The organism is Pectobacterium parmentieri (assembly GCF_001742145.1).
Taxonomy (GTDB): Bacteria; Pseudomonadota; Gammaproteobacteria; order Enterobacterales; family Enterobacteriaceae; genus Pectobacterium; species Pectobacterium parmentieri.
This window is the reverse complement of sequence record NZ_CP015749.1, coordinates 815685-835326: the sequence shown is the minus strand read 5'-3', so window position 1 is coordinate 835326 and position 19642 is coordinate 815685. Positions and strand designations below refer to the sequence as shown.

The window sequence follows — 19642 nt, the reverse complement described above, 5'->3', positions numbered from 1 at the left end:
AAAGCAAAGATGCACAAAAAAGCCCGCCGTGGCACTCGGCCATGGCGGGCTTGATTCACATCAAACGAACGGGGAACGATTAGTGATCGGTAACGTCATACAGCGGGTTACGGCGTTGCAGTTGCTGCCCACCGTCACGCGTCAGCGGTACCCAACCGACAGAACCACGTTTCACCGTTGGTTCAGTGAACAGTAGATCAAACGGTATAGAGACGTAGAAGCCTTTAGTAAAGCTGCCTTCACCGTATTCCGCGGCGCTAACGTTGGTTTTGGTGGCAAAGGCACCCGCAACAATCCCGCTGTCAAAGCGGCGAGACAGATCGATGGTCACCCCTTTATCTCCAGCCAGATAACGACCCACGCTGACTTTCGCCACCGCACCTTCTACAAACGGCAGCTCCCAGTACGCCGTCAGATGGCCTGTCACCACATCGTAATCGGCCATCCTCATGATGTCGTTCCAGTCACGCTGTTTGACATAGTTCACATCCATGCCCAGTGCCCAACTTTTACCGAACGGACGATACAGCACCTCAGAGCCGACGCCGGCATACATCATTTCCAGATAGCCGCCGTAGACCTGGGTATACCAGTCCTGCGCCGGGTTATCCCGGCGGGTCAATTGCAGATTGGTCAACAGCAGATCCGAAGAGGTGACGTATTCACGTACCCAGGTTCTGACACGCGGAAGCGCTGCGCCATCCCCCGGAGGGGTTTTATAGTTAAACTTATCGTAGTTATCCACCAGATTCAGCGTTGCCGTTCCACCCACGCTCCAGTGATCACTTAGGCGATAATCGACGTTACCCTTCAGCGCAATCTGATACATATAGAAAGATTCAGGACCACCAAAAGACTGCGAGAGCGTAGGATCTAATGAATACGTCAGACGATCGGGTTCCGCAAGCAGCACCTGCTGACCACGCGCGTCGGATACGGGTTCTTTACGATGCGTTTCAGGTTCCGGTTGGCCGAGTGGAGTGGCAGCCTGCTTAACCTGATGGAAGGCTTTGGCATCCACCTCCGTACTGGCAATAGGCAGACGCTGGCTGCGCTGAACAAGGTGGTATTCATCAATACTGTCCGGCACATGGTTTGCCAATACCGTAGCGGCGCGCTGTGTTGCCTCTTCGCTGCTGCGATATTTTGTCTGTTCGGCAACAATGGTGACCTGCTTTTGGTCCGCGTAGATATCAGCGTCCTTAAAGCCCGCCTTATCGTTCAGCTCTTTTGAAACGAGCTGCCAGTTGGTGCCTTTACTATCCTGCACAGGTGCATACACCGGTGGCGCATCATCTAAGTAATTTGGCTTCAGGCTATTAAAGTTGGTACGCAGGGTAAAGCCCCACATCAGGGTATTGCCGCGCTGCCACGACAGCGTGGTATCCAGATTATTGCCAACACGGTAAACCGCACCAATGTTGAAGGGGGAATCTTGTTTGATAGTACCGGCAAATTCACGGCTGTAGTCATTACCATCATACTCAAGTTTTAAGCGCAGCGGGTCCCACGGCGTCTGATATTCGATACCGCCAAACAACGCAGCAGGGCCGTGGAAGAAATTCTCAAACTCAAACTGTCCTCCTCCTGCTTTAAAACCACTACTACGCTGGCAGAAACTGGCTTTAAAGGAACAAGCAGGGTTTTTAATATTGCCGCTCTCAGCCATATTGCCCCACCCCATACCCAAGGAAAAATCAAACGGCCCCATACGTTTACTGGCCACCAGATATTCGCTATCAAACAGCCCTGTACCCGCAATATCACGCAGTCCCAAGGAAACCTGAGGCAACCAGTAGCTTTCTTGCCACAATCTCGCTTTTATATCAAAACCTTTATCTTTTTGCGTTTGGTCACCGCTAAAAGCAGTACTGGCGCTGTATGGCTGTGTACGCGTATCGGTATAACGCACCGTCGTTTCCAGCCAGTCAAAAAGCTGAAGGGATATAGAATAGCGCCGATATTCTTCGTTATCACGGTAGTTCAGGCTGAATTCACCTGTTTCCGCCATACGCGCAGTCGGGGTTTGCAACAATCCCGTGCCACCAAAATCAGACTGCGATACCCCTGCAGGCTGAAAACGCAGATTCGGGTTCGTCGCGGTACGGTTGCTTTCACTTTCCGCTGCCATCACCTGCGCACTCAAAATGCCGCCAATCGCCAACGACAGACAGCTTAGTTTAACGTTTCTGTTCTTGGTCATTCGAGTGGAGTCCGGTTAGCCAGGTAGTCAGCAAGCTGATCGTTAAGTGATGACATATCCTGAGGTAAAACAGAGGGATCGAAACCGATAAAGAGCATTTCGCCCGCAGCAGGTTCAATATGCTGACGGTTCCACAGCGCTAGCGGTATTTTGCGCCACTGGCCATTTCCCCCAATCAGATAGCCGTAACTATTATCTGCTCCCGCAAGCAACCGTCGCCCAGAGAGATAATCCTCAACCGACCATCCGGCACGTAGCGCTACTTTCCCCGACGTTTCCAGTTCGCCTACATCGGCGGAGGTATTGACCAGACCGATCAGAGAGAGTCTGTCATCATGGGGCGCGATATATAGCGCATACTCCCCCACCAAAGGACGGTTATTTTCGATATAAACACGCACACGGTCAGGATCTAAATCTGTGTGGATACGACCTGCTACATTAATCGGGCTAATAGCCTTTCTCAACAGCCAAGCGGAAATAGCCAAATCACCATCACCTGAGTTACGCCAGCGCGTTTCCAGTTCAGCCAGTTTTTGCAACAACGTGTCGCCCTGTGCCCGAACGTTCTGCGTCGTCGCGAAATCAGAAATAAATGCCGTTTGCCAGTTGATATTCTGTGGCCAAGGAACCTGTTCGTAAAATTTTTCAAGACGCGTGCCGTCGTCCAGTTTAACAACGGCGATCGTCTGTTGAGGCGATTTCACCGTCAACTGTGCAGACATCGCAACGCCGGAAACCAGCAGCAACAAAGCTGTGATGCGATTAAGTGCCAACATTGCAGCCCCTTATTGTTCGTAGGGTTTTAATACGGTGAATGCGACCAATGCCATATCCGGCCCCATATACTGCTGGCTCTGAACTACACTTCCGTTAGTCGGATCAAGCCAGTAACTATTCGTATAAGATTCATTCAAGGCGGGAACCGTCACCTGCTCATCAAAGCGCAACAACTCACGCGAGGTATCCAAAATTTTTACCGTCTCTTTGCCACGATCCTGAAAAACGGACGTCATGTCGTAACCACCGCGAAAAACCTGAGCCCACTCAACCCGGCTTTTCCACGTCATTGGCGTCGATGCCTTCAATAGGCCTAACGTTAGGGGATCCTGTTGCAGGTTATCCACATAGATGATGTCTTCACCAAAGCCTTGCGTCTTCACTAAACGGCCATGTTGGATCGCGACCATATTTTTATCGGCTCCGATCCATTTCAACTGGTTATGCTCTGCAAAAACCAGCACGACAAACGCCTGTGGTGCCGCTCCTACTTTCAGATAGGCCGACGCATAGGGCGTATTGGCAACCTGTTTGGCCGTTACGTGGGTATCATCCTGTCCGAAAAAGGCCAGCTTGAATGTCTTGCCCACCTGATCCACATTTTGGGAACAGCCAGTGAGCACAATAGATAAAAGGGGGGCGACAACCAGCGCTTTCATTTTTGCTATTCGTTTTATTCTTGTCATGCGATGAAATTCTCGTTGAACAGCGCAGCCTGGAAAAAGAAAGGCCACCGAAGTGGCCTTGGAATCAGAGAAATATTAAGGTGTCGTCGTAGTCGTTGTTGTGTTGTTGTTGTCATTGCTAGCAACAGCAACAGCCACACCAACAGCAACAGCGGCAGCAACACCAACTGCAATCAGTGCAGTGGTACCCGCAGCAGCACCAGCACCAGCAGCAGCACTACCGGCAGCAATGCCAGCAGAACCAGTAGTACCGACAGAACTCGTCGCGCCAGTAGCCGCGCCACCAACAGCAGCATACACGTTTGACGACATGGCCAGTACCGCAACCAGCGTGATTAACGTTTTCTTCATTACGATTTCCTTTTAAACATGAAGCACTTCAGGGTGGAGCACCGTCGAAAAGACCATGCTCCGTCCTTCATTCCGGTCAGCACGATGGTAAATATACTATTGTGCCTTAACATGACCGTTACTGAGATCCTTCCAGCAATGAGTTACAGTTCAATGGCGCTGAAACTCTTTACGATACAAGCATCGTTGATAAGGTAACACGCTCGGATAATCAAGGCCAAAGCGCAAAACTACCACTCAATTTTTGCAATACCGTTAAAAATAGCAAGATCCCAATGTAATAAACAGCAATGATCTCGGTAAAAACGCAGATTTCTTTAATGAAATTTACAGTATTTCAGAAAAAAATCATAGATATCTTAATGATATCAATACACTGCTTCACCAATATAAAAAACGCCAGATATTTCCTAATCTGGCGTTTTATTAACAAACTACACTATCGAATTATAAGAAACCTAAGCATAAAAAACGATTATTCCAACCACTCGGTATGGAATACACCTTCTTTATCCGTACGCTTATAGGTATGCGCACCGAAATAGTCGCGCTGAGCCTGAATCAGGTTAGCAGGCAACACGGCGGAGCGGTAGCTATCGTAATACGCGATTGCCGCGGAGAACGTTGGCGTCGGGATGCCTTGCTGAACGGCGTAAGATACCACGTCGCGCAGTGCTTGCTGATACTCGTCTGCCACCTTCTTAAAGTAAGGTGCCAGCAGCAGGTTAGCAATATCTGCTTTCTGATCGTATGCATCGGTGATTTTCTGCAGGAACTGTGCACGAATGATGCAGCCCGCGCGGAAAATCTTAGCGATTTCACCGTAGTTAAGATCCCAGCTATTCTCGTCTGATGCGGCTTTCAACTGTGAGAAGCCCTGAGCATAAGAGACGATTTTACCCAGATACAACGCGCGGCGCACTTTCTCAACAAACTCAGCTTTATCACCACCGAATAGCTGAGCCGTCGGGCCTGTCAACACCTTAGAGGCGGCAACACGCTGATCTTTCAATGAAGAAAGGTAGCGGGCAAAAACGGATTCCGTGATCAGCGATAGCGGTTCGCCCAGATCCAGAGAACTTTGGCTGGTCCATTTACCAGTGCCTTTGTTAGCCGCTTCATCCAGAATCACGTCAACCAGATATTTACCCTCGTCATCTTTTTTCTTGAAGATATCGGCTGTGATTTCAATCAGGTAACTGCTTAACTCGCCTTTGTTCCATTCAGAGAACGTGGTAGCAAGCTCCTCGTTGTCCAGATTCAGTGCCTGCTTGAGCAGTGCATAGGCTTCGGCAATCAGTTGCATATCACCGTATTCGATGCCGTTATGCACCATCTTGACATAGTGACCTGCACCATCTGCGCCAATGTAGGTCACACAGGCTTCACCGTCTGCGCGTGCTGCAATCTGTTCCAGAATCGGCGCAACCAGTTCATAAGCTTCTTTCTGACCACCCGGCATGATAGAAGGCCCTTTCAGTGCCCCTTCTTCCCCACCGGATACACCGGTACCGATGAAGTTAAACCCTTCAGCGGACAACTCGCGGTTACGGCGAATGGTATCTTTATAGAAAGTATTACCGCCATCGATCAGAATATCGCCTTTTTCCAGATAAGGTTTCAGCGATTCAATCGTTTTATCGGTTGCTTCACCAGCCTTCACCATCAGCAGAATACGGCGGGGTTTTTCCAGGGATTCGACAAACGCTTCAACGGTATAAGAAGGCACCAGTTTTTTGCCTGGATTTTCCGCGATAACTTCATCGGTTTTATCGGAAGAACGGTTAAAGATGGAAACGCTATAGCCACGGCTCTCAATGTTCAGCGCCAGATTGCGCCCCATCACCGCCATACCGACAACACCAATTTGCTGTTTGGACATTAAAGCAACTCCTGTCTGAAGGATAACCTGCCTGCAACGGCGACAACGCCTCACGCTGCGACCTCACAAGCAATTTAAAAACAGATCGACATGGTAACTCAGCTTTGCGTGAGTGGATAGTGATTGGTTTGATAGCGAAAGCTCGCCTAATCGGAACATATGGCGGGCAAAAGAAAAAACCGCAGAACGATTCAGCGATCTACGGTTTTACAGCGGGTTACCACGCAATATTACTTTTTCAGCAGTGCCTTAATGCTTTCTTTAAATTCGGCACCAAACTCGGGATTGCGTAACCCATAGGACACAAATGCCTGTGCGTAACCCAATTTACGACCGCAGTTAAAGTTTTTGCCCGACATCTGCACAGCATCAACCTGCTTGGTCGCAATCATATCGGCAATCACATCTGTTAACTGGATACGTCCCCATGCGCCGGGTTCGGCTTTATCCAATAATGGCCAAGCATCGGCGGTTAAGACATAACGCCCTACCGCAGAAAGGTCAGACCCTGTTTCAGACGGTGCCTCAGGTTTTTCAATCATTGACGTAATCGCGGCGGCATCGCCTGGGTTCACCAGCGGTTTTTCACAATCAACCACAGAATATTCAGGCAACACCTCATAAGGACGATGTTTCACCAGCACCTGACTGCGCCCAGTTTCTTCAAAGCGGGAAATCAACAGCGCCAGATTTTCCTGCGTCTGATCGGCCGAGCTTTCATCCAACACCACATCGGGCAATACAACCACAAACGGATTATCCCCAACAATTGGACGAGCACAGGAGACCGCATGCCCTAATCCCAGCGTTTCTCCCTGACGAACGTTCATGATCGTCACGCCTTTCGGACAGATGGCCTGAACTTCGGCCAGAAGTTGACGCTTAGCGCGTTCTTCCAACAAAGATTCAAGCTCAAACGAGGTATCGAAATGGTTTTCTATCGCGTTTTTAGACGCATGCGTAACCAGAACAATTTCTTTAATCCCAGCCCTCACGCACTCGTTGACGATCTTCTCGATCACCGGGCGGTCAACCAGAGGCAACATTTCCTTAGGAATAGCCTTGGTCACCGGTAACAAATTCATCCCTAAACCTGCTACAGGGATAATCGCTTTCAATGATGTCATGGATTGACTCTCTTCAATCTGATGGTTTTTATTTAAACATCTATGTTGATCGAACCGATCATTTTCACTTCGTAGCCTAATACCACTCGCCACGCATGACACTAAGATTACACCCAATCAGCCACAAAGCGATCTCGGGTCTCTGACTTTTTCTGCAACCCCGGGAAATTCTGTTGAAAGAGGATGGTATACTATTTAAAGATAATATTTGATGAATTAAAGGTAGAGTTGTTAATGAAAGGGATCGTATTAGCAGGGGGAAGTGGTTCGCGGCTATACCCCATTACACGTGGAGTTTCCAAGCAGTTACTGCCTATCTATGATAAGCCAATGGTTTATTATCCGATATCCGTTCTTATGCTTGCAGGTATCCGTGAAATACTGATTATTACTACGCCTGAAGACACACCAGCATTTCAACGCCTCTTAGGCGATGGGAGCCGCTTTGGCATTGAACTCAGCTACGCGATCCAACCTAGTCCAGATGGGTTAGCCCAAGCTTTTATCATCGGTGAAGAATTTATCAATGGAGAACGCTGTGCGCTGGTACTCGGTGATAATATCTATTTCGGACAGAGCTTTGGTAAGAAACTAGAGTCAGTAGCAGCAAAAGAAGAAGGTGCGACAATATTCGGCTATCAGGTCACCGACGCTGAGCGCTTTGGCGTCGTCGAGTTTGATCAAAATTTCAGAGCACTATCTATAGAAGAAAAACCGGTAAAACCGAAGTCAAACTGGGCCGTCACAGGACTTTACTTCTATGATAAGAATGTTGTAGAGATGGCGAAACAAGTCAAACCCTCCCATCGCGGTGAGTTAGAAATCACCACGCTGAACCAAATGTATCTTGAACAAGGCACATTGAATGTTGAGCTGTTGGGAAGAGGTTTTGCCTGGCTAGATACGGGCACGCACGATAGCCTGATTGAAGCATCACAATTTATTCACACTATTGAGAAACGCCAAGGGTTTAAAGTCGCTTGTCTGGAAGAAATTGCATTCCGCAAAGGCTGGCTGTCTAAACAGCAAGTTGCTGACGAAGCAAAAGTAATGAGCAAAACGTCCTATGGGCAGTATTTAGCCCAACTCATCATAGAAAAATAAGATGCAAATCATTGATACCGCTGTTTACGGCGCAAAAATCATTCAGCCGAAAGTATTCGGTGATGCAAGAGGCTTCTTCCTGGAAACGTTCGAGAAGAAGCGCTATCAAGAGATGTTGGATATCAATGTAGACTTTGTTCAGGATAACCACTCCCGCTCGAGTAAAGGTGTCTTACGCGGCCTGCATTTTCAGAAAACAAACCCACAGGGAAAACTGGTTCGCGTAGTTCACGGCGAGGTTTTTGATGTTGTGGTGGATATTCGCCAAGACTCGCCTTCCTACGGAAAATGGTGCGGCGTAACGCTGTCAGAAGAAAACAAAACACAATTTTGGCTCCCACCGGGACTCGCGCATGGTTTTGTTGTCCTCTCTGAGTTTGCCGATTTCGAATACAAATGTACGGATTATTACAACCCAGCCGATGAAGGTTGCCTGTTATGGAACGATCCTGAAGTTGGTATTGAATGGCCAATATCCGATCCATTGCTCTCTGAGAAAGACAAATTAGGGAAGTTATTCAAGGATCTGGCAAAATGAAAATATTACTGACGGGTGCAAAGGGGCAATTAGGCCGCTGTTTTCAGGATCGTTTACCTGCAGAATGGGAGATTTTGGCAACCGATTCTAATGAACTGGATATCACAGATTTAGAACGTGTTGCAGAGGTAGTAAAAAATTTTCAACCAGATGCTATCGTTAATGCCGCGGCCTACACAGCCGTGGATAAAGCAGAATCAGAGCCTGAGATTGCAGAAAGCATCAACGTGCACGGCCCCCAGAACCTAGCAATCGTAGCGACTAAATATAATGTGCGGCTCGTTCATGTCTCTACAGACTACGTCTTTGATGGTAATGCAACAGAACCTTACAACGAAGATAGTGCAACAAATCCGCTAAGCGTTTACGGCAACACCAAGCTGGCAGGTGAACAGGCGGTAACAAAAATCGCCCCCGAAGCAATTATTGTGCGTACCGCATGGGTCTTTAGCGAATACGGCAATAATTTCGTTAAGACAATGCTCCGGTTAGCTAAAGAACGAGACTCGTTGAGTATAGTTAACGACCAGCGCGGTTGTCCAACCTACGCAGGGGATTTAGCACAAGCGATTATTGCTCTTCTGGAAAAGAATGCTGAAGGTGGGATTTATCACTATTGTGGGGATGAGGAAGTAAGTTGGTATGAATTTGCTGAGGAGATTTTTAAGGTTGCCAGTAAGAGAAACGCTATTTCCTCTGCGCCAATATTAACAGCAATAAATACTGAGGAATATCCTACGCCAGCGAAGCGCCCGAAATATTCGACATTAGATTGCTTTAAAATTAATAACCTTAACATTACCCAATCAAATTGGTTAAAAAAAATCAACAAGAGCATTTAAAAACGGCCTGCCTTCATAATCAAGGCAGGTTTACAGTATATAACAATCCAATTCAGTCAAATCAGTTTGAAAATTCGTTTCGAACAGTTCTTTCAATTCCTTCAGACAAAGGAACTGGCGCAACGAAATCAAAATCACCAATAAAATTAGATTTAAATTGAGTTCTGGCACAAAACTTCTTGATGCGAATACTACTAACAGGAAATTCTTTACCTGTAATTTTACTTAATACATCAAAACAGTAACCACCAAGCAAACCAACAGAATATGGGACTCTAATATTGTTTTCTTTTTTCCCTAAAGCTTTAGTTATTATTCCTGTTAACTCGTTCATGGTGAAGTCAGGTTTATCAATGTAATTAAACACATATTTACCATCAGATAGCCCCGTAACATAATGAATAAATGCTGCAATATTTTCAACGTATGCCATGGATTTTTGATTATCACCAGAACCAATCATCAAAAACTTACCGGATGCTATCTGGCGAAATAAATTATATACATTCCCACGATTATTTTCACCAAAAACAACTGTTGGCCTTATTGTTACTAATTTATTACCCTGACTTTCAGCGAACCATGCATCGTACACATACTCTGCTTCTAACTTTGACTTTCCGTAGTGATTAAATGGATGATATTCGCCATCTTCCCCTGTTTCGTTTTCTACAAAACCATATACTGCAACAGAAGAGGTAAAAATGATATTTTTGATAGAATTTATTTTTGCCGCTTCACAAACTTTTTCAGCTCCCGTGACATTCACGTCATAGTACAGGCTTATAGGGTGTACATTATCTTTATGTTCGGCAGCAAGATTAATAATTGTATGGACATTATTTAACACAGGGATAAGCGTATCAAGATTAGTAACATCGCCATATTCCCATTTCTCAGGAAAAGCCTCAGATTTTTTTTTGTCAATTATTTTAAATTCAATGTTTTTTCTCGTCAAAAGACGGGAAAAAACAGTCCCAATAAATCCAGAACCACCAATGATCGCAATCATTATGATCTCCATACGGTTTTTTTTCTATTAATTTTGTAAATGTATGTCAACAACAACTTAGGAAGTAATCGTGGCACACATCTAAAAATAAAAGTAAAAAATGATGATTTCCTATCTTGAATGCCTAACTCAACTTTAAGCTTCGCTAGCTTGATCTCACTTTTTATATATAAAAAACCTTTCCTTCTCACCAAAGAATTACTATCAACCCTCACACTTAAGAGAGTATCTTCCAAATTTTTTACGTGATGTCCAGTTGCAATAACTCTAAGCCAAAGATTGTAGTCCTCCATTAATAAATGATCCCTATATCCACCAACTGATAATATAACACTCTTTCGAAAAACCACACTCATATGATTAAAAGGATTTCTTTTTTTTGAGAAGGATAAAATTTCATTATATGAACTCGGTACATTTTTAAACCCAAGAGATTTTTGCATCAATCTATCATACTCTTCAACATTAGCACCTAAGATAGCAATGCTTGGATTTATACTCATAAAATTGATTTGCTTAAAAAATCTATCCGGTAAAGAAATATCATCAGTATCCATTCTTGCGATCAACTCGTGGCTACAAAAATTCAACCCAAAATTCAAAGCATTACCTAAACCAACGTTACTTTTAATTTTTTTAACAACAAGATTAAGTGATGACCTCCATTTCTCTATAACCTCATAAATAGCATTATCAACAGGACCATCAACAACTATAACAACCTCTGCCGGTTTTAATGTCTGACAAAACAAACTATTTAATGAGTCATTAAAGTTATCAGGCGTCTCATTCTTATATATAGACATTAAAACACTAAAAAAATCTTCCTCTCGCATAAATCATTTGTCTCTAAATAAAATTATCACATACATAGAGTAAAACCCACGAAATAACCTATCAACACTGTTCATTGATATCTTAAAAAACCAAATTCGTTAACTAATGATTGATAATCACAATATGTAAAAACATTTAACTCATTAGTTGATTTATTAATAAAATTAAACTCTACATAACCCCTAAGTTACTATTTACATAGTAATAAGCGCACAACTCAACCTTTTTAGGACTACTAATGGCTAACCTTAATGTTCACTACAGCCACCACTTTTATTTTTGATGCCATACCCTAGTTCCCAAGGTCAGAATTGCTCTCTCACTAATAACTACCATCGGATGCTTTTGCCAAATCACAACAAATTAGGAGATTTACATTAAATAGGAAAATGCATAAATTTTATTGATAGCTTCACTGGAGAATATTTCACTCACTAATGACTGGGCTCACCAGAGATTATATCAAAGTAATTCCTTTCATATAATGAAGCCATTATTTTAGAATTTAATCTTTCGTCAACCAATTTAATTGCATTATCAGCCAACAATGATCTATTGGCTGAAAGCAATAAATTTATTTTCTTTATGAAGTCTTCTTTTTTAGACAATTCATATAAAAAGCCTAAATTACCCTCCCCCCCCATGTGCATTAACTCTATATGTGGTGATATATTTGAAATTAACAATGGTAACCCACATGCTAAAGCTTCGATAACAGAATAAGGTAATCCTTCAGCCTTAGACGCTGAAACATAATAATCAGCACATAGAAGATAGTCAGAAACATTATCAACATGGCCTAAAGAAAGAATCCCTTCTTCACTTTCAATCTCAAATTCACATTGCCTTTTAAGAAGGCCGTCGCCAAGAAGAATTAATTTCAATCTTTTATTTTTTTTTATTAACTCTGAAAAAGCATCAATTAAAAAAAGAGGATCTTTTCTATCTACCAAGTGACCCGATGAAATAAAAACAATGTCATTGTCGCCCAATAAGAGCTTTCTTTTCAACAAACTCTTTTTACTCGAATTTGTTCTAAATAATTCCGTGTCAACACCATTAGGAATAGAAACAACTTCTCCAACATCCCTATCATTTATTAAACATTTTTTAACAGCATCAGAAACAGCGACACGAAGATTAAATTTCCTCATCGCAATAAGATGTATAAATGACATAATCCCACCAAGGATTACTCCATATGTCATACGATAATCCAGCTTAGGGAAGTTATGAATAGTACATAATTTTTTAGAATTAGTTCTTATTAAAGATACTAAAAAATCAGCACGAAAGCCTTGTGAATGAATAATATCAGGACGTTCTTTTTTTAAAAAAAACATTAACTCTTTACGTAAAAAAAACATACCTTTTAATCTACTCATAGAAAGAGATGTCAAAGATACATCTAAGTCCTTAAAATCTTTCCATCTAGTCTGCTCAGGCTCTGGAGAAAAAGTTATAATATTTACTGAAAAAGAAGACTTATCTATATACTTTATAAGATTAAAAAGCTGGTTCGTTGGTCCGGATCGCCCAAGTGTACTTACTACATAAACTATTTTTTTCACGTTACAAAACCTCAAAAAGACAGTAAATAAGGGAATCGACCTTCTTTAACAAAGAGATTAATATATAAAACCAAAAAAGAATATAAAAAAATCAACATTATTGGAATTATTTTTTTATTAAAGAAAACAATAAAACATGATATTAAAATAGGTTCGGTTACACTCAGAAAAGTCGACACCCTCCCAGCTAAAATACCAAAATCGGAAAACAAAATCCGCCAAAGCACTGATAAAAAGAACATACTGAACATTACATCAAAATATTTCACCTCAGTTTTAAACTCTTTGAAATAAAATAAAATAGAAGCGCAGATGAATATATTTTTTATATTTGTCAGATCGAATAATGCAGTCGTATCAGCTTCATTTGAGGCTGCATATGAGGTTACTTTAGCAGAAATATATCCTAAACTAGGGATATTATTAATAAGAAAGGCCGGAACATCAGCCAAATTCAAAAAAATGGCTAAAGTTAATAGGAGCAATACCAAACCCCTTGATAACGCCAGCTTATTAAAAAGCACAAACAAAAAATAAATAATCGCTGACATGTGAAAAAAACATGCTGATAATATTATAATTATCGTTTTGAAAATCTTTCTATCATGCATACTAAAAATTAAAAAAAGGCCCATAGAGACAGCAAGTCCTGCACGAATTTGATTCATATCTCTATATAAATATGCATGAACAAAATAGATCAAAAAAGAGAATATAGGATAGGGGGATAACTTCCTATAACAATAAGCTGTAATAAATATAGATATCGATGCTACAGTTAAAAATAAAAACCTATAATCATCTGTAAAATATCTCAATATTGAGTTTAAAAAAACAAACCCAGGCTCCATATAACTATCTAAATATCGATAAACATAGCTCGATGAAAACCAACTATTTAGCCCCGGAGTGATCATGAATTGCTGTACATAATTATAGTCATCAGCACCAACACCAACATGCCGAAAACCAGCAAAAAAAACAAGAACAATAGCAACAGAAAAATTAAAAAAAACAGTATATCTCTTTAAAGGAAAACAAATGCACCCAGTAATAAAAATAAATGAAAAAACATAAAAATACGGTTCCATTACCAACGCCTCAAAATAAAAAAATGAAATAAATCATGCAATCCCTTATGTAGAATCAACTAAGAATTAATTACATATTTACAATTAAAATTTCAAAAAAATTATCTATCAAATCACTAACTAGGCTGCGGTAAGTATCAAGATAGTTGGCCCCCTAGTTGATTTAGGCGACATGTTTTTTCCGCTCGGGATTCAGCATCATCTCACCTACGGGCTGCCAGTTCCTTGTCCTGCCTGAGCAGAATTCCGGGTGTTGTGCTTTTACCAACTGGTGCACCTCACTTATCTCACCCACGTAAAGTGGACACAGCCTTAAGCGAGATTCTGGTTTTCAAACTGCTCTGGGCTAAGGCCGCCACAAGCACTATGCCGACGCCAGCGATTATAACCGCACTTGATATAATTAAATACTGTTGATCTCATCGTTTCCCGGCTGCTAAATCGTTTTCCGTGAATGCATTCAATTTTCAACGAGTGGAAGAAACTTTCCACACACGCATTATCGTAACAGCATCCTTTAGCAGTCATGTTGCCACGCAACTTATGTCGCTTCGGTCACTTTTGATAATTCCCTGAACAATATTGACTTCCCCTGCCCGTATGCGCGATAACCGGTTTCGGATGCTGTCTACGCCACAATGCCATCTAGCGCGTCGCATACAAGTTGTGCCATCATCATTGATGACATCGACCAGCACAGATAGCGGAACGCGGCCATAAATCAATTACCACCGCCAGATACAGTCCCCCTTCATCGGTACGCAGGTAAGTGATATCACCTGCCCACTTCTGATTCGGACCTCAGACACTAAACCCTGTTGTAGCAGGTTTCTGATACCGGAAAGTTATGCCCACGATAACTCACTGGACGATATTTTCACGATGCTTTTGCCCGTACTCCCTGACGCCGCAGGCTGGCTGCGATGGTTTTTACGGTGTGTATCCGTAACTCAGCAGCCAGACAAGGTGCACTATGGTATTGTTTTTCATCGAAAAAAACCTATCATTACAGTCCAACCGGACCTGCTGTCGTGACGAGTTCAGATAACAACATGTGAGCCGCCTATACCAGCCGCTGCGAGCAACCAGCAATACACGGCACATCGCCTTAGCACTGAACCCAGCCTGATGTTTTTCAATGAAGACATACTTTATTTCAGGCGCTTTGCAAAGCATGTCGCGGCCTTTTGGAAGATGGCCAGCTCTTCCTCTCGTTCAGCCAGTTGTCGTTTGAGGCGAGCATTTTCGACAGTAAGAGCATTCTCCCATTCGGATGACGAGAGCTGCTGTTGCAGTTTAATTCGCCATTGATAATGGCTGGGGGCAACCGCAGCGATACCGATACGTTCAGCAAGTTTCAGGACGTCCTGACGAAATTCTGATGTATATTGTTTACGTAGCTTCTAGTTGGTTTTGTCACGTGAATTTCCTCTGTTATTGAGTTTACACACTTAGCTACGTACCCACTAATAATGCGATGGACGCTCCACTTAAACGCCAACAGATGTGCCAAAGTTGAGAGTCACATCCTGGTTAAGAGGAGCGCAAAAATGCAAATACCTACACTCGGTATTGATTTGGCTAAAAACGTATTCGTTCTTCATGGTGTTGATCACTCTGGAAAAAACCGTCCTGAGAAAAAACTTAACCGTAGTCAGTTTGTACTTTTCGTTATACAACTCCCAGCCTGCCTAATTGGCATAGAAGCATGTTCATCAAGTCGTCATTTCGCCCGTATATTTATCCGTGAGAGTCACGACGTTCAGATGATGCCGCCACAGTATGTCAAGCCGTATGTCAAAACCAATAAAACCAACGCTGTCGATACAGAAGCCATTTTCGAGGCTGTCACTCATCCTAATATGCGATTTGTACAAAAGAGCCCCAGTAATACTGGAAGATGCAGAAAATGAACTCTCGTCTTTTGTGTGTCGAAGTATCAATCGCCGACTGTAAGAATTAAAAACAAAAAAGAAGAACAGATTGAGCCCAATCTTCACTCATGATTTCAGACTTCAGACTTCAGACTTCAGACTTCAATCTGAGGGTCGGGTAATGAAAGCCCCATCAGAAACCGGATATATGGCTTCAGTTACTCTTTTTGAACATTGCTGTAAACACCTTGCACTGGCTGAACCTCCGTAGGATCATTTCGGTGTTTAATTCTCCAAGTACATGTTCTACTAATCGGGGGCCTTATCAAGGTAGTTTACTAATGTACCGATGATATTCAAAGAAGCCTTTCCATCACCATAAGGATTGTGAGCCAATGCCATTGATGCATATATATTTTGATCTTCGATGAGCATTTTCATATTAGAGTAAATACTCTCAATTTCGGTTCCCACTAACTTAACTGTCCCCGCATCAACGGCCTCTGGACGTTCAGTGGTATCTCGCATTACTAAGACTGGTTTTCCCAGTGATGGCGCTTCTTCTTGGATCCCGCCAGAATCCGTAAGAATGAAATGCGAACGCCCCATCAGATAAACAAATGGCAGATAATCCTGTGGTTCAATTAGAAATATATTATCCACATCAGAAAGTAATTCGTTAACCGGCTTCTGAACCTTTGGATTAAGGTGCACAGGGTAAACAAACTGCATATCAGAGTATTCTTCCGCTACTTTTTTTATTGCGTAACAGATATTTTCAAAACCACTGCCAAAATTCTCGCGTCGATGACCAGTAATCAATACCATTTTCTTTTTATCACAGAGAAACGGAAAACGGTCTCTCATGCCAGCAACCGTATTTTTATTCTTATTAAGAAGATCACTAGCTAAAAGTAATGCATCGATAACTGTATTCCCAGTAATTGCGATATTCGATTCAGGCACATTTTCTTTTAACAAATTTAATTTAGCATGCTGTGTAGGAGCAAAATGAATATTTGCAATCGCACCAGTAACCTTCCTGTTCCCTTCCTCTGGCCATGGAGAATATAAATTTCCTGTACGGAGGCCGGCTTCAACATGACCAACAGGGATCTGATGGAAATAAGATGACAATGTGGTTGCCATCGTCGTTGCGGTATCACCATGAACTAAAACAATATCTGGCTTATTGGCTAAAAATATGCTTTCCAAACCTTCTAGTATTGCAGAAGTTACTGTAGATAACGTCTGGTTAGCTTTCATAATATTGAGATCGTAATCCGGAACAATATCAAATAAGGATAATACTTTATCCAACATTTGTCTATGCTGCCCTGTTACACACACCTTACATATAAAACGGTCATCATGTTTAAGATAATTTGCTATTGGTGCCATTTTTATAGCTTCTGGACGAGTTCCAAAAACTAACATAATTGTTTTTTTCATTAATTATTCTCGTTTAGAATTCTATTGAATTTTTCTTTAACTTCATCCACATACATACTCCTATTATAATAATTATCAAATATATGTTTATATTCATCAACTAACTCATCCACATCAATTTCTTTATCAATTTCAGCGGAAAAATCATCTATGACACATTCAAGAGGACGCGACTGGGTATAGCAGAATGAATACTTTGTTGATATCCTTGAATTAAAATCATGAATGACATCAGTCATTATAATAATAGTTCCCACAGAAAGATAAGTACTCATTTTAGTGGGTGTTGCTACGTTATTGACTGTATTATCTTCACGAATCAGAAAGCCATACTTACAACCTGCAATATATTCATCAACTTCACTTTCTGATACCCGCAGTATCTCGACATTGTCAATTTCATACCCACCTACAATTTCCTTAGCTTCATCGACATTGAACGTCAGAAATAATAATTTTGACTCTGGATGAAGATATTGAATATTTTTAAAAAAAGCCAATACTTCATCTATACATTGCCATTTATGTAGACTTCCAGCATAAACGAAAGTTTTTTCTTTATATTTTTTTTTGTTGCGATATATTTTTTCCTCAGATAATTCTTTATTAAAACAAGGTATTATTTGATAATTATCCTTATTAAATCCATAAATTTTCTTATAATGTTCCAACATTGCCGAAGATACAAAAAAGTTAAAATATGAAAGATTAAGGGAAATCCATTCAAAAAGCCGCCAATAATAAAATTTAACTTTACTATTAAACATCATCAAAGCTTCTTCTGGCACTACCCCCTGATACCATACTATAACTTTTTTAGTGGGGTATCGAAATTTGACGAATATCAAACTTTTTGCATCCAACACAAACACTAAATCGCACTTATTCAACTCATTTATGTTATATGCTATTTTATAATTAATACAACCCAACCCTTCAAGCACTAAATCACAGTAGTAGTTTGTTGCTTCATTTAAGTAGATCTTCTTCGGTACATAGAGAACAATATCATTAGCCATTTTGTTTCTCATTTTTAAATTTGAACAAATAGAGGAAACCAAAAATAATTGCCGCAGTATAACCCATAAAGTTGGCAAGTATAACAGAGTGCAGACCTAGCGATTTAATACAAAAAATATTCACAAGTAGGCTTATAGCCAAAGCAATCGCCCATTTCAATATAATAACTTTTCCACTTCCATATTTAATAATAAAAGTATTTAATCCGGAATCGATAAAAACAAGAATAGAAATAAGCAAGGTTAATCTAAGAACGGTAGCTGCATCAGAAAAATCAGTACCAAAGATTACATTTACGATGAAATTTGCAAACACACTCCCAGTTAACGCAATAAGAACGCCGATAAGAGCCATAAAAACCGTAAGCCTGACTACATTACGTTTTATCGTTTCAATTGATTTAACGCTATAGATAAGAATTGGAGCTGCAGATATCGAAATAATCGGAGCCAGTGTAACTAAATTGTCACTTATTTGTGCTGCAGCCGCGTAAATTCCTAATTGCTTTAAATCTGTATAATGGAGCAAAAATATTCTATCGATTCGAAGAAAAAAATACATACATACTAAACCCAACCAAAATTTAGTACCAGACACTAACAATTCCTTTATTCTATTTATGTCGAATTTAAATTTCAAGTTAGGATCAAGCAATCGAGCCAAAAATACTAATGCAATCGCAATAAGTAACGCTTCGATAAACCATAGGATTGAGGCAGAAGTAACGGTAATACTGCTAGTATGAAAAAGTAAAAAAAATGCCGAAAATTTAATACCGAGTGATATCAAACGTATAAACACACCAATTTTTTCATCTGTTTTTGCCTGCAGCAGACTTACCACAATATTGAAGGGTTCTCTTACAAGTATAATAGCCCCTAAGAAAAATAAAGCTTTAAGAGGTAAAGGATCACTTGAGGAGAAATACATGTATACAACAAAAGCAATATAGCCTAATACTGCTGATGATAATCTTAAAACAAAAGCAGAACTAATAATTTCAGCACGCATTGATTCATTTGCATTAACAAGACACGGTAATACCACTTCCATCCCACATATAAAACTTAATGAAGAAAAAAGCAAAACCATGGCTAAAGCATACTGATACGAGCCGAACATTTCGACGCCTAAACCTCGAGCTAACATCCCGCTAATAATTATCCCAGCAATAACTTGGAAACCTTTTTCGCTAATTAGCCAAAATATGTTCAATAATATTTTTACATTCATAATAATATAATATACCTACCATCAATACTAGGCTGTGTC

Annotated in this window: 16 protein-coding genes and 2 pseudogenes; 4 read left to right on the top strand and 14 right to left on the bottom strand. The window is 41.4% G+C overall.

Features of this window, described 5'->3' with window-relative positions; all coding sequences use genetic code 11:
• Positions 1-79: 79 nt before the first annotated feature.
• From A8F97_RS03615 to A8F97_RS03590, 6 genes are all read right to left on the bottom strand, one after another.
• Entirely contained in the window at positions 80-2203 is a 2124-nt protein-coding gene (locus A8F97_RS03615; protein ID WP_033071754.1) for a YjbH domain-containing protein, read from the bottom strand.
• The gene (locus tag A8F97_RS03610) at positions 2200-2982 is read right to left on the bottom strand and encodes a capsule biosynthesis GfcC family protein (protein ID WP_033071755.1); all 783 of its coding nucleotides are present in this window, start codon (positions 2980-2982) and stop codon (positions 2200-2202) included. The genes A8F97_RS03615 and A8F97_RS03610 overlap by 4 nt, the downstream gene beginning before the upstream one ends.
• Before the next feature lie 9 nt (positions 2983-2991).
• Positions 2992-3669 (bottom strand): YjbF family lipoprotein, encoded by a 678-nt coding sequence (locus A8F97_RS03605; protein ID WP_033071756.1) that lies wholly within the window; start codon positions 3667-3669, stop codon positions 2992-2994.
• Positions 3670-3744: 75 nt separating this feature from the next.
• The gene (locus tag A8F97_RS23780) at positions 3745-4020 is read right to left on the bottom strand and encodes a hypothetical protein (RefSeq protein ID WP_033071757.1); all 276 of its coding nucleotides are present in this window, start codon (positions 4018-4020) and stop codon (positions 3745-3747) included.
• Positions 4021-4495: 475 nt separating this feature from the next.
• A complete protein-coding gene (gndA, locus tag A8F97_RS03595) occupies positions 4496-5902 on the bottom strand; it encodes an NADP-dependent phosphogluconate dehydrogenase (protein WP_033071758.1) in 1407 nt (468 codons plus the stop codon).
• A 230-nt stretch (positions 5903-6132) separates the two neighbouring features.
• A complete protein-coding gene (locus tag A8F97_RS03590) occupies positions 6133-7029 on the bottom strand; it encodes a sugar phosphate nucleotidyltransferase (protein ID WP_033071759.1) in 897 nt (298 codons plus the stop codon).
• A gap of 234 nt (positions 7030-7263) precedes the next feature.
• Here A8F97_RS03590 and rfbA point away from each other — a divergent pair, with 234 nt between their 5' ends.
• The 3 genes from rfbA to rfbD are packed head-to-tail and all read left to right on the top strand — an operon-like array spanning position 7264 to position 9513.
• On the top strand, positions 7264-8133 hold the full coding sequence (gene rfbA, locus A8F97_RS03585; protein ID WP_033072069.1) for a glucose-1-phosphate thymidylyltransferase RfbA: 870 nt from the start codon (positions 7264-7266) through the stop codon (positions 8131-8133).
• A gap of 1 nt (position 8134) precedes the next feature.
• Positions 8135-8671, top strand: coding sequence for a dTDP-4-dehydrorhamnose 3,5-epimerase (rfbC, locus tag A8F97_RS03580; RefSeq protein WP_033071760.1), 537 nt, complete (start codon positions 8135-8137; stop codon positions 8669-8671).
• Positions 8668-9513: a dTDP-4-dehydrorhamnose reductase gene (gene rfbD / locus A8F97_RS03575; RefSeq protein WP_033071761.1), complete on the top strand. Its 846-nt coding sequence runs from the start codon at positions 8668-8670 to the stop codon at positions 9511-9513. Before rfbC ends, rfbD begins: the two co-directional genes overlap by 4 nt.
• Before the next feature lie 61 nt (positions 9514-9574).
• Here the strand turns inward: rfbD and A8F97_RS03570 are convergent, their stop codons facing one another.
• The 5 genes and pseudogenes from A8F97_RS03570 to A8F97_RS22915 all read right to left on the bottom strand — a co-directional run.
• Positions 9575-10525 (bottom strand): NAD-dependent epimerase/dehydratase family protein, encoded by a 951-nt coding sequence (locus tag A8F97_RS03570; protein ID WP_082218636.1) that lies wholly within the window; start codon positions 10523-10525, stop codon positions 9575-9577.
• Positions 10525-11361, bottom strand: coding sequence for a glycosyltransferase (locus tag A8F97_RS03565; protein ID WP_033071763.1), 837 nt, complete (start codon positions 11359-11361; stop codon positions 10525-10527). The genes A8F97_RS03570 and A8F97_RS03565 overlap by 1 nt, the downstream gene beginning before the upstream one ends.
• 435 nt (positions 11362-11796) lie before the next feature.
• Positions 11797-12933: a glycosyltransferase family 4 protein gene (locus tag A8F97_RS03560; protein ID WP_127087980.1), complete on the bottom strand. Its 1137-nt coding sequence runs from the start codon at positions 12931-12933 to the stop codon at positions 11797-11799.
• 11 nt (positions 12934-12944) lie between these two features.
• Positions 12945-14024, bottom strand: coding sequence for an EpsG family protein (locus A8F97_RS03555; protein ID WP_033071765.1), 1080 nt, complete (start codon positions 14022-14024; stop codon positions 12945-12947).
• 312 nt (positions 14025-14336) lie between these two features.
• A pseudogene (locus A8F97_RS22915) lies at positions 14337-15427 on the bottom strand (IS3 family transposase); the annotation flags it as partial.
• Positions 15428-15574: 147 nt separating this feature from the next.
• Between A8F97_RS22915 and A8F97_RS03550 the strand changes: the two are divergent.
• Positions 15575-15901, top strand: a pseudogene (locus A8F97_RS03550) (IS110 family transposase); the annotation flags it as partial.
• A 306-nt stretch (positions 15902-16207) separates the two neighbouring features.
• Here A8F97_RS03550 and wecB read toward each other — a convergent pair.
• From wecB to A8F97_RS03535, 3 genes are read right to left on the bottom strand one after another with little or no spacing between them, the layout of a single operon-like run.
• A complete protein-coding gene (wecB, locus tag A8F97_RS03545) occupies positions 16208-17350 on the bottom strand; it encodes a non-hydrolyzing UDP-N-acetylglucosamine 2-epimerase (RefSeq protein WP_033071767.1) in 1143 nt (380 codons plus the stop codon).
• On the bottom strand, positions 17350-18369 hold the full coding sequence (locus tag A8F97_RS03540) for a glycosyltransferase family protein (RefSeq protein WP_033071768.1): 1020 nt from the start codon (positions 18367-18369) through the stop codon (positions 17350-17352). Before A8F97_RS03540 ends, wecB begins: the two co-directional genes overlap by 1 nt.
• On the bottom strand, positions 18362-19603 hold the full coding sequence (locus A8F97_RS03535; protein ID WP_033071769.1) for an oligosaccharide flippase family protein: 1242 nt from the start codon (positions 19601-19603) through the stop codon (positions 18362-18364). Before A8F97_RS03535 ends, A8F97_RS03540 begins: the two co-directional genes overlap by 8 nt.
• Positions 19604-19642 lie beyond the last annotated feature (39 nt).

Excerpts from the sequence above, each read along its gene's own strand:
- A8F97_RS03540 (WP_033071768.1), bottom strand. The coding sequence starts at position 18,369 with ATGGCTAATGATATTGTTCTCTATGTACCGAAGAAGATCTACTTAAAT.
- wecB (WP_033071767.1), bottom strand. The coding sequence starts at position 17,350 with ATGAAAAAAACAATTATGTTAGTTTTTGGAACTCGTCCAGAAGCTATA.
- rfbA (WP_033072069.1), top strand. The coding sequence starts at position 7,264 with ATGAAAGGGATCGTATTAGCAGGGGGAAGTGGTTCGCGGCTATACCCC.
- A8F97_RS03535 (WP_033071769.1), bottom strand. The coding sequence starts at position 19,603 with ATGAATGTAAAAATATTATTGAACATATTTTGGCTAATTAGCGAAAAA.
- rfbC (WP_033071760.1), top strand. The coding sequence starts at position 8,135 with ATGCAAATCATTGATACCGCTGTTTACGGCGCAAAAATCATTCAGCCG.
- rfbD (WP_033071761.1), top strand. The coding sequence starts at position 8,668 with ATGAAAATATTACTGACGGGTGCAAAGGGGCAATTAGGCCGCTGTTTT.
- A8F97_RS03565 (WP_033071763.1), bottom strand. The coding sequence starts at position 11,361 with ATGCGAGAGGAAGATTTTTTTAGTGTTTTAATGTCTATATATAAGAAT.
- A8F97_RS23780 (WP_033071757.1), bottom strand. The coding sequence starts at position 4,020 with ATGAAGAAAACGTTAATCACGCTGGTTGCGGTACTGGCCATGTCGTCA.
- A8F97_RS03605 (WP_033071756.1), bottom strand. The coding sequence starts at position 3,669 with ATGACAAGAATAAAACGAATAGCAAAAATGAAAGCGCTGGTTGTCGCC.
- A8F97_RS03590 (WP_033071759.1), bottom strand. The coding sequence starts at position 7,029 with ATGACATCATTGAAAGCGATTATCCCTGTAGCAGGTTTAGGGATGAAT.
- A8F97_RS03570 (WP_082218636.1), bottom strand. The coding sequence starts at position 10,525 with ATGATTGCGATCATTGGTGGTTCTGGATTTATTGGGACTGTTTTTTCC.
- gndA (WP_033071758.1), bottom strand. The coding sequence starts at position 5,902 with ATGTCCAAACAGCAAATTGGTGTTGTCGGTATGGCGGTGATGGGGCGC.
- A8F97_RS03610 (WP_033071755.1), bottom strand. The coding sequence starts at position 2,982 with ATGTTGGCACTTAATCGCATCACAGCTTTGTTGCTGCTGGTTTCCGGC.
- A8F97_RS03555 (WP_033071765.1), bottom strand. The coding sequence starts at position 14,024 with ATGGAACCGTATTTTTATGTTTTTTCATTTATTTTTATTACTGGGTGC.
- A8F97_RS03615 (WP_033071754.1), bottom strand. The coding sequence starts at position 2,203 with ATGACCAAGAACAGAAACGTTAAACTAAGCTGTCTGTCGTTGGCGATT.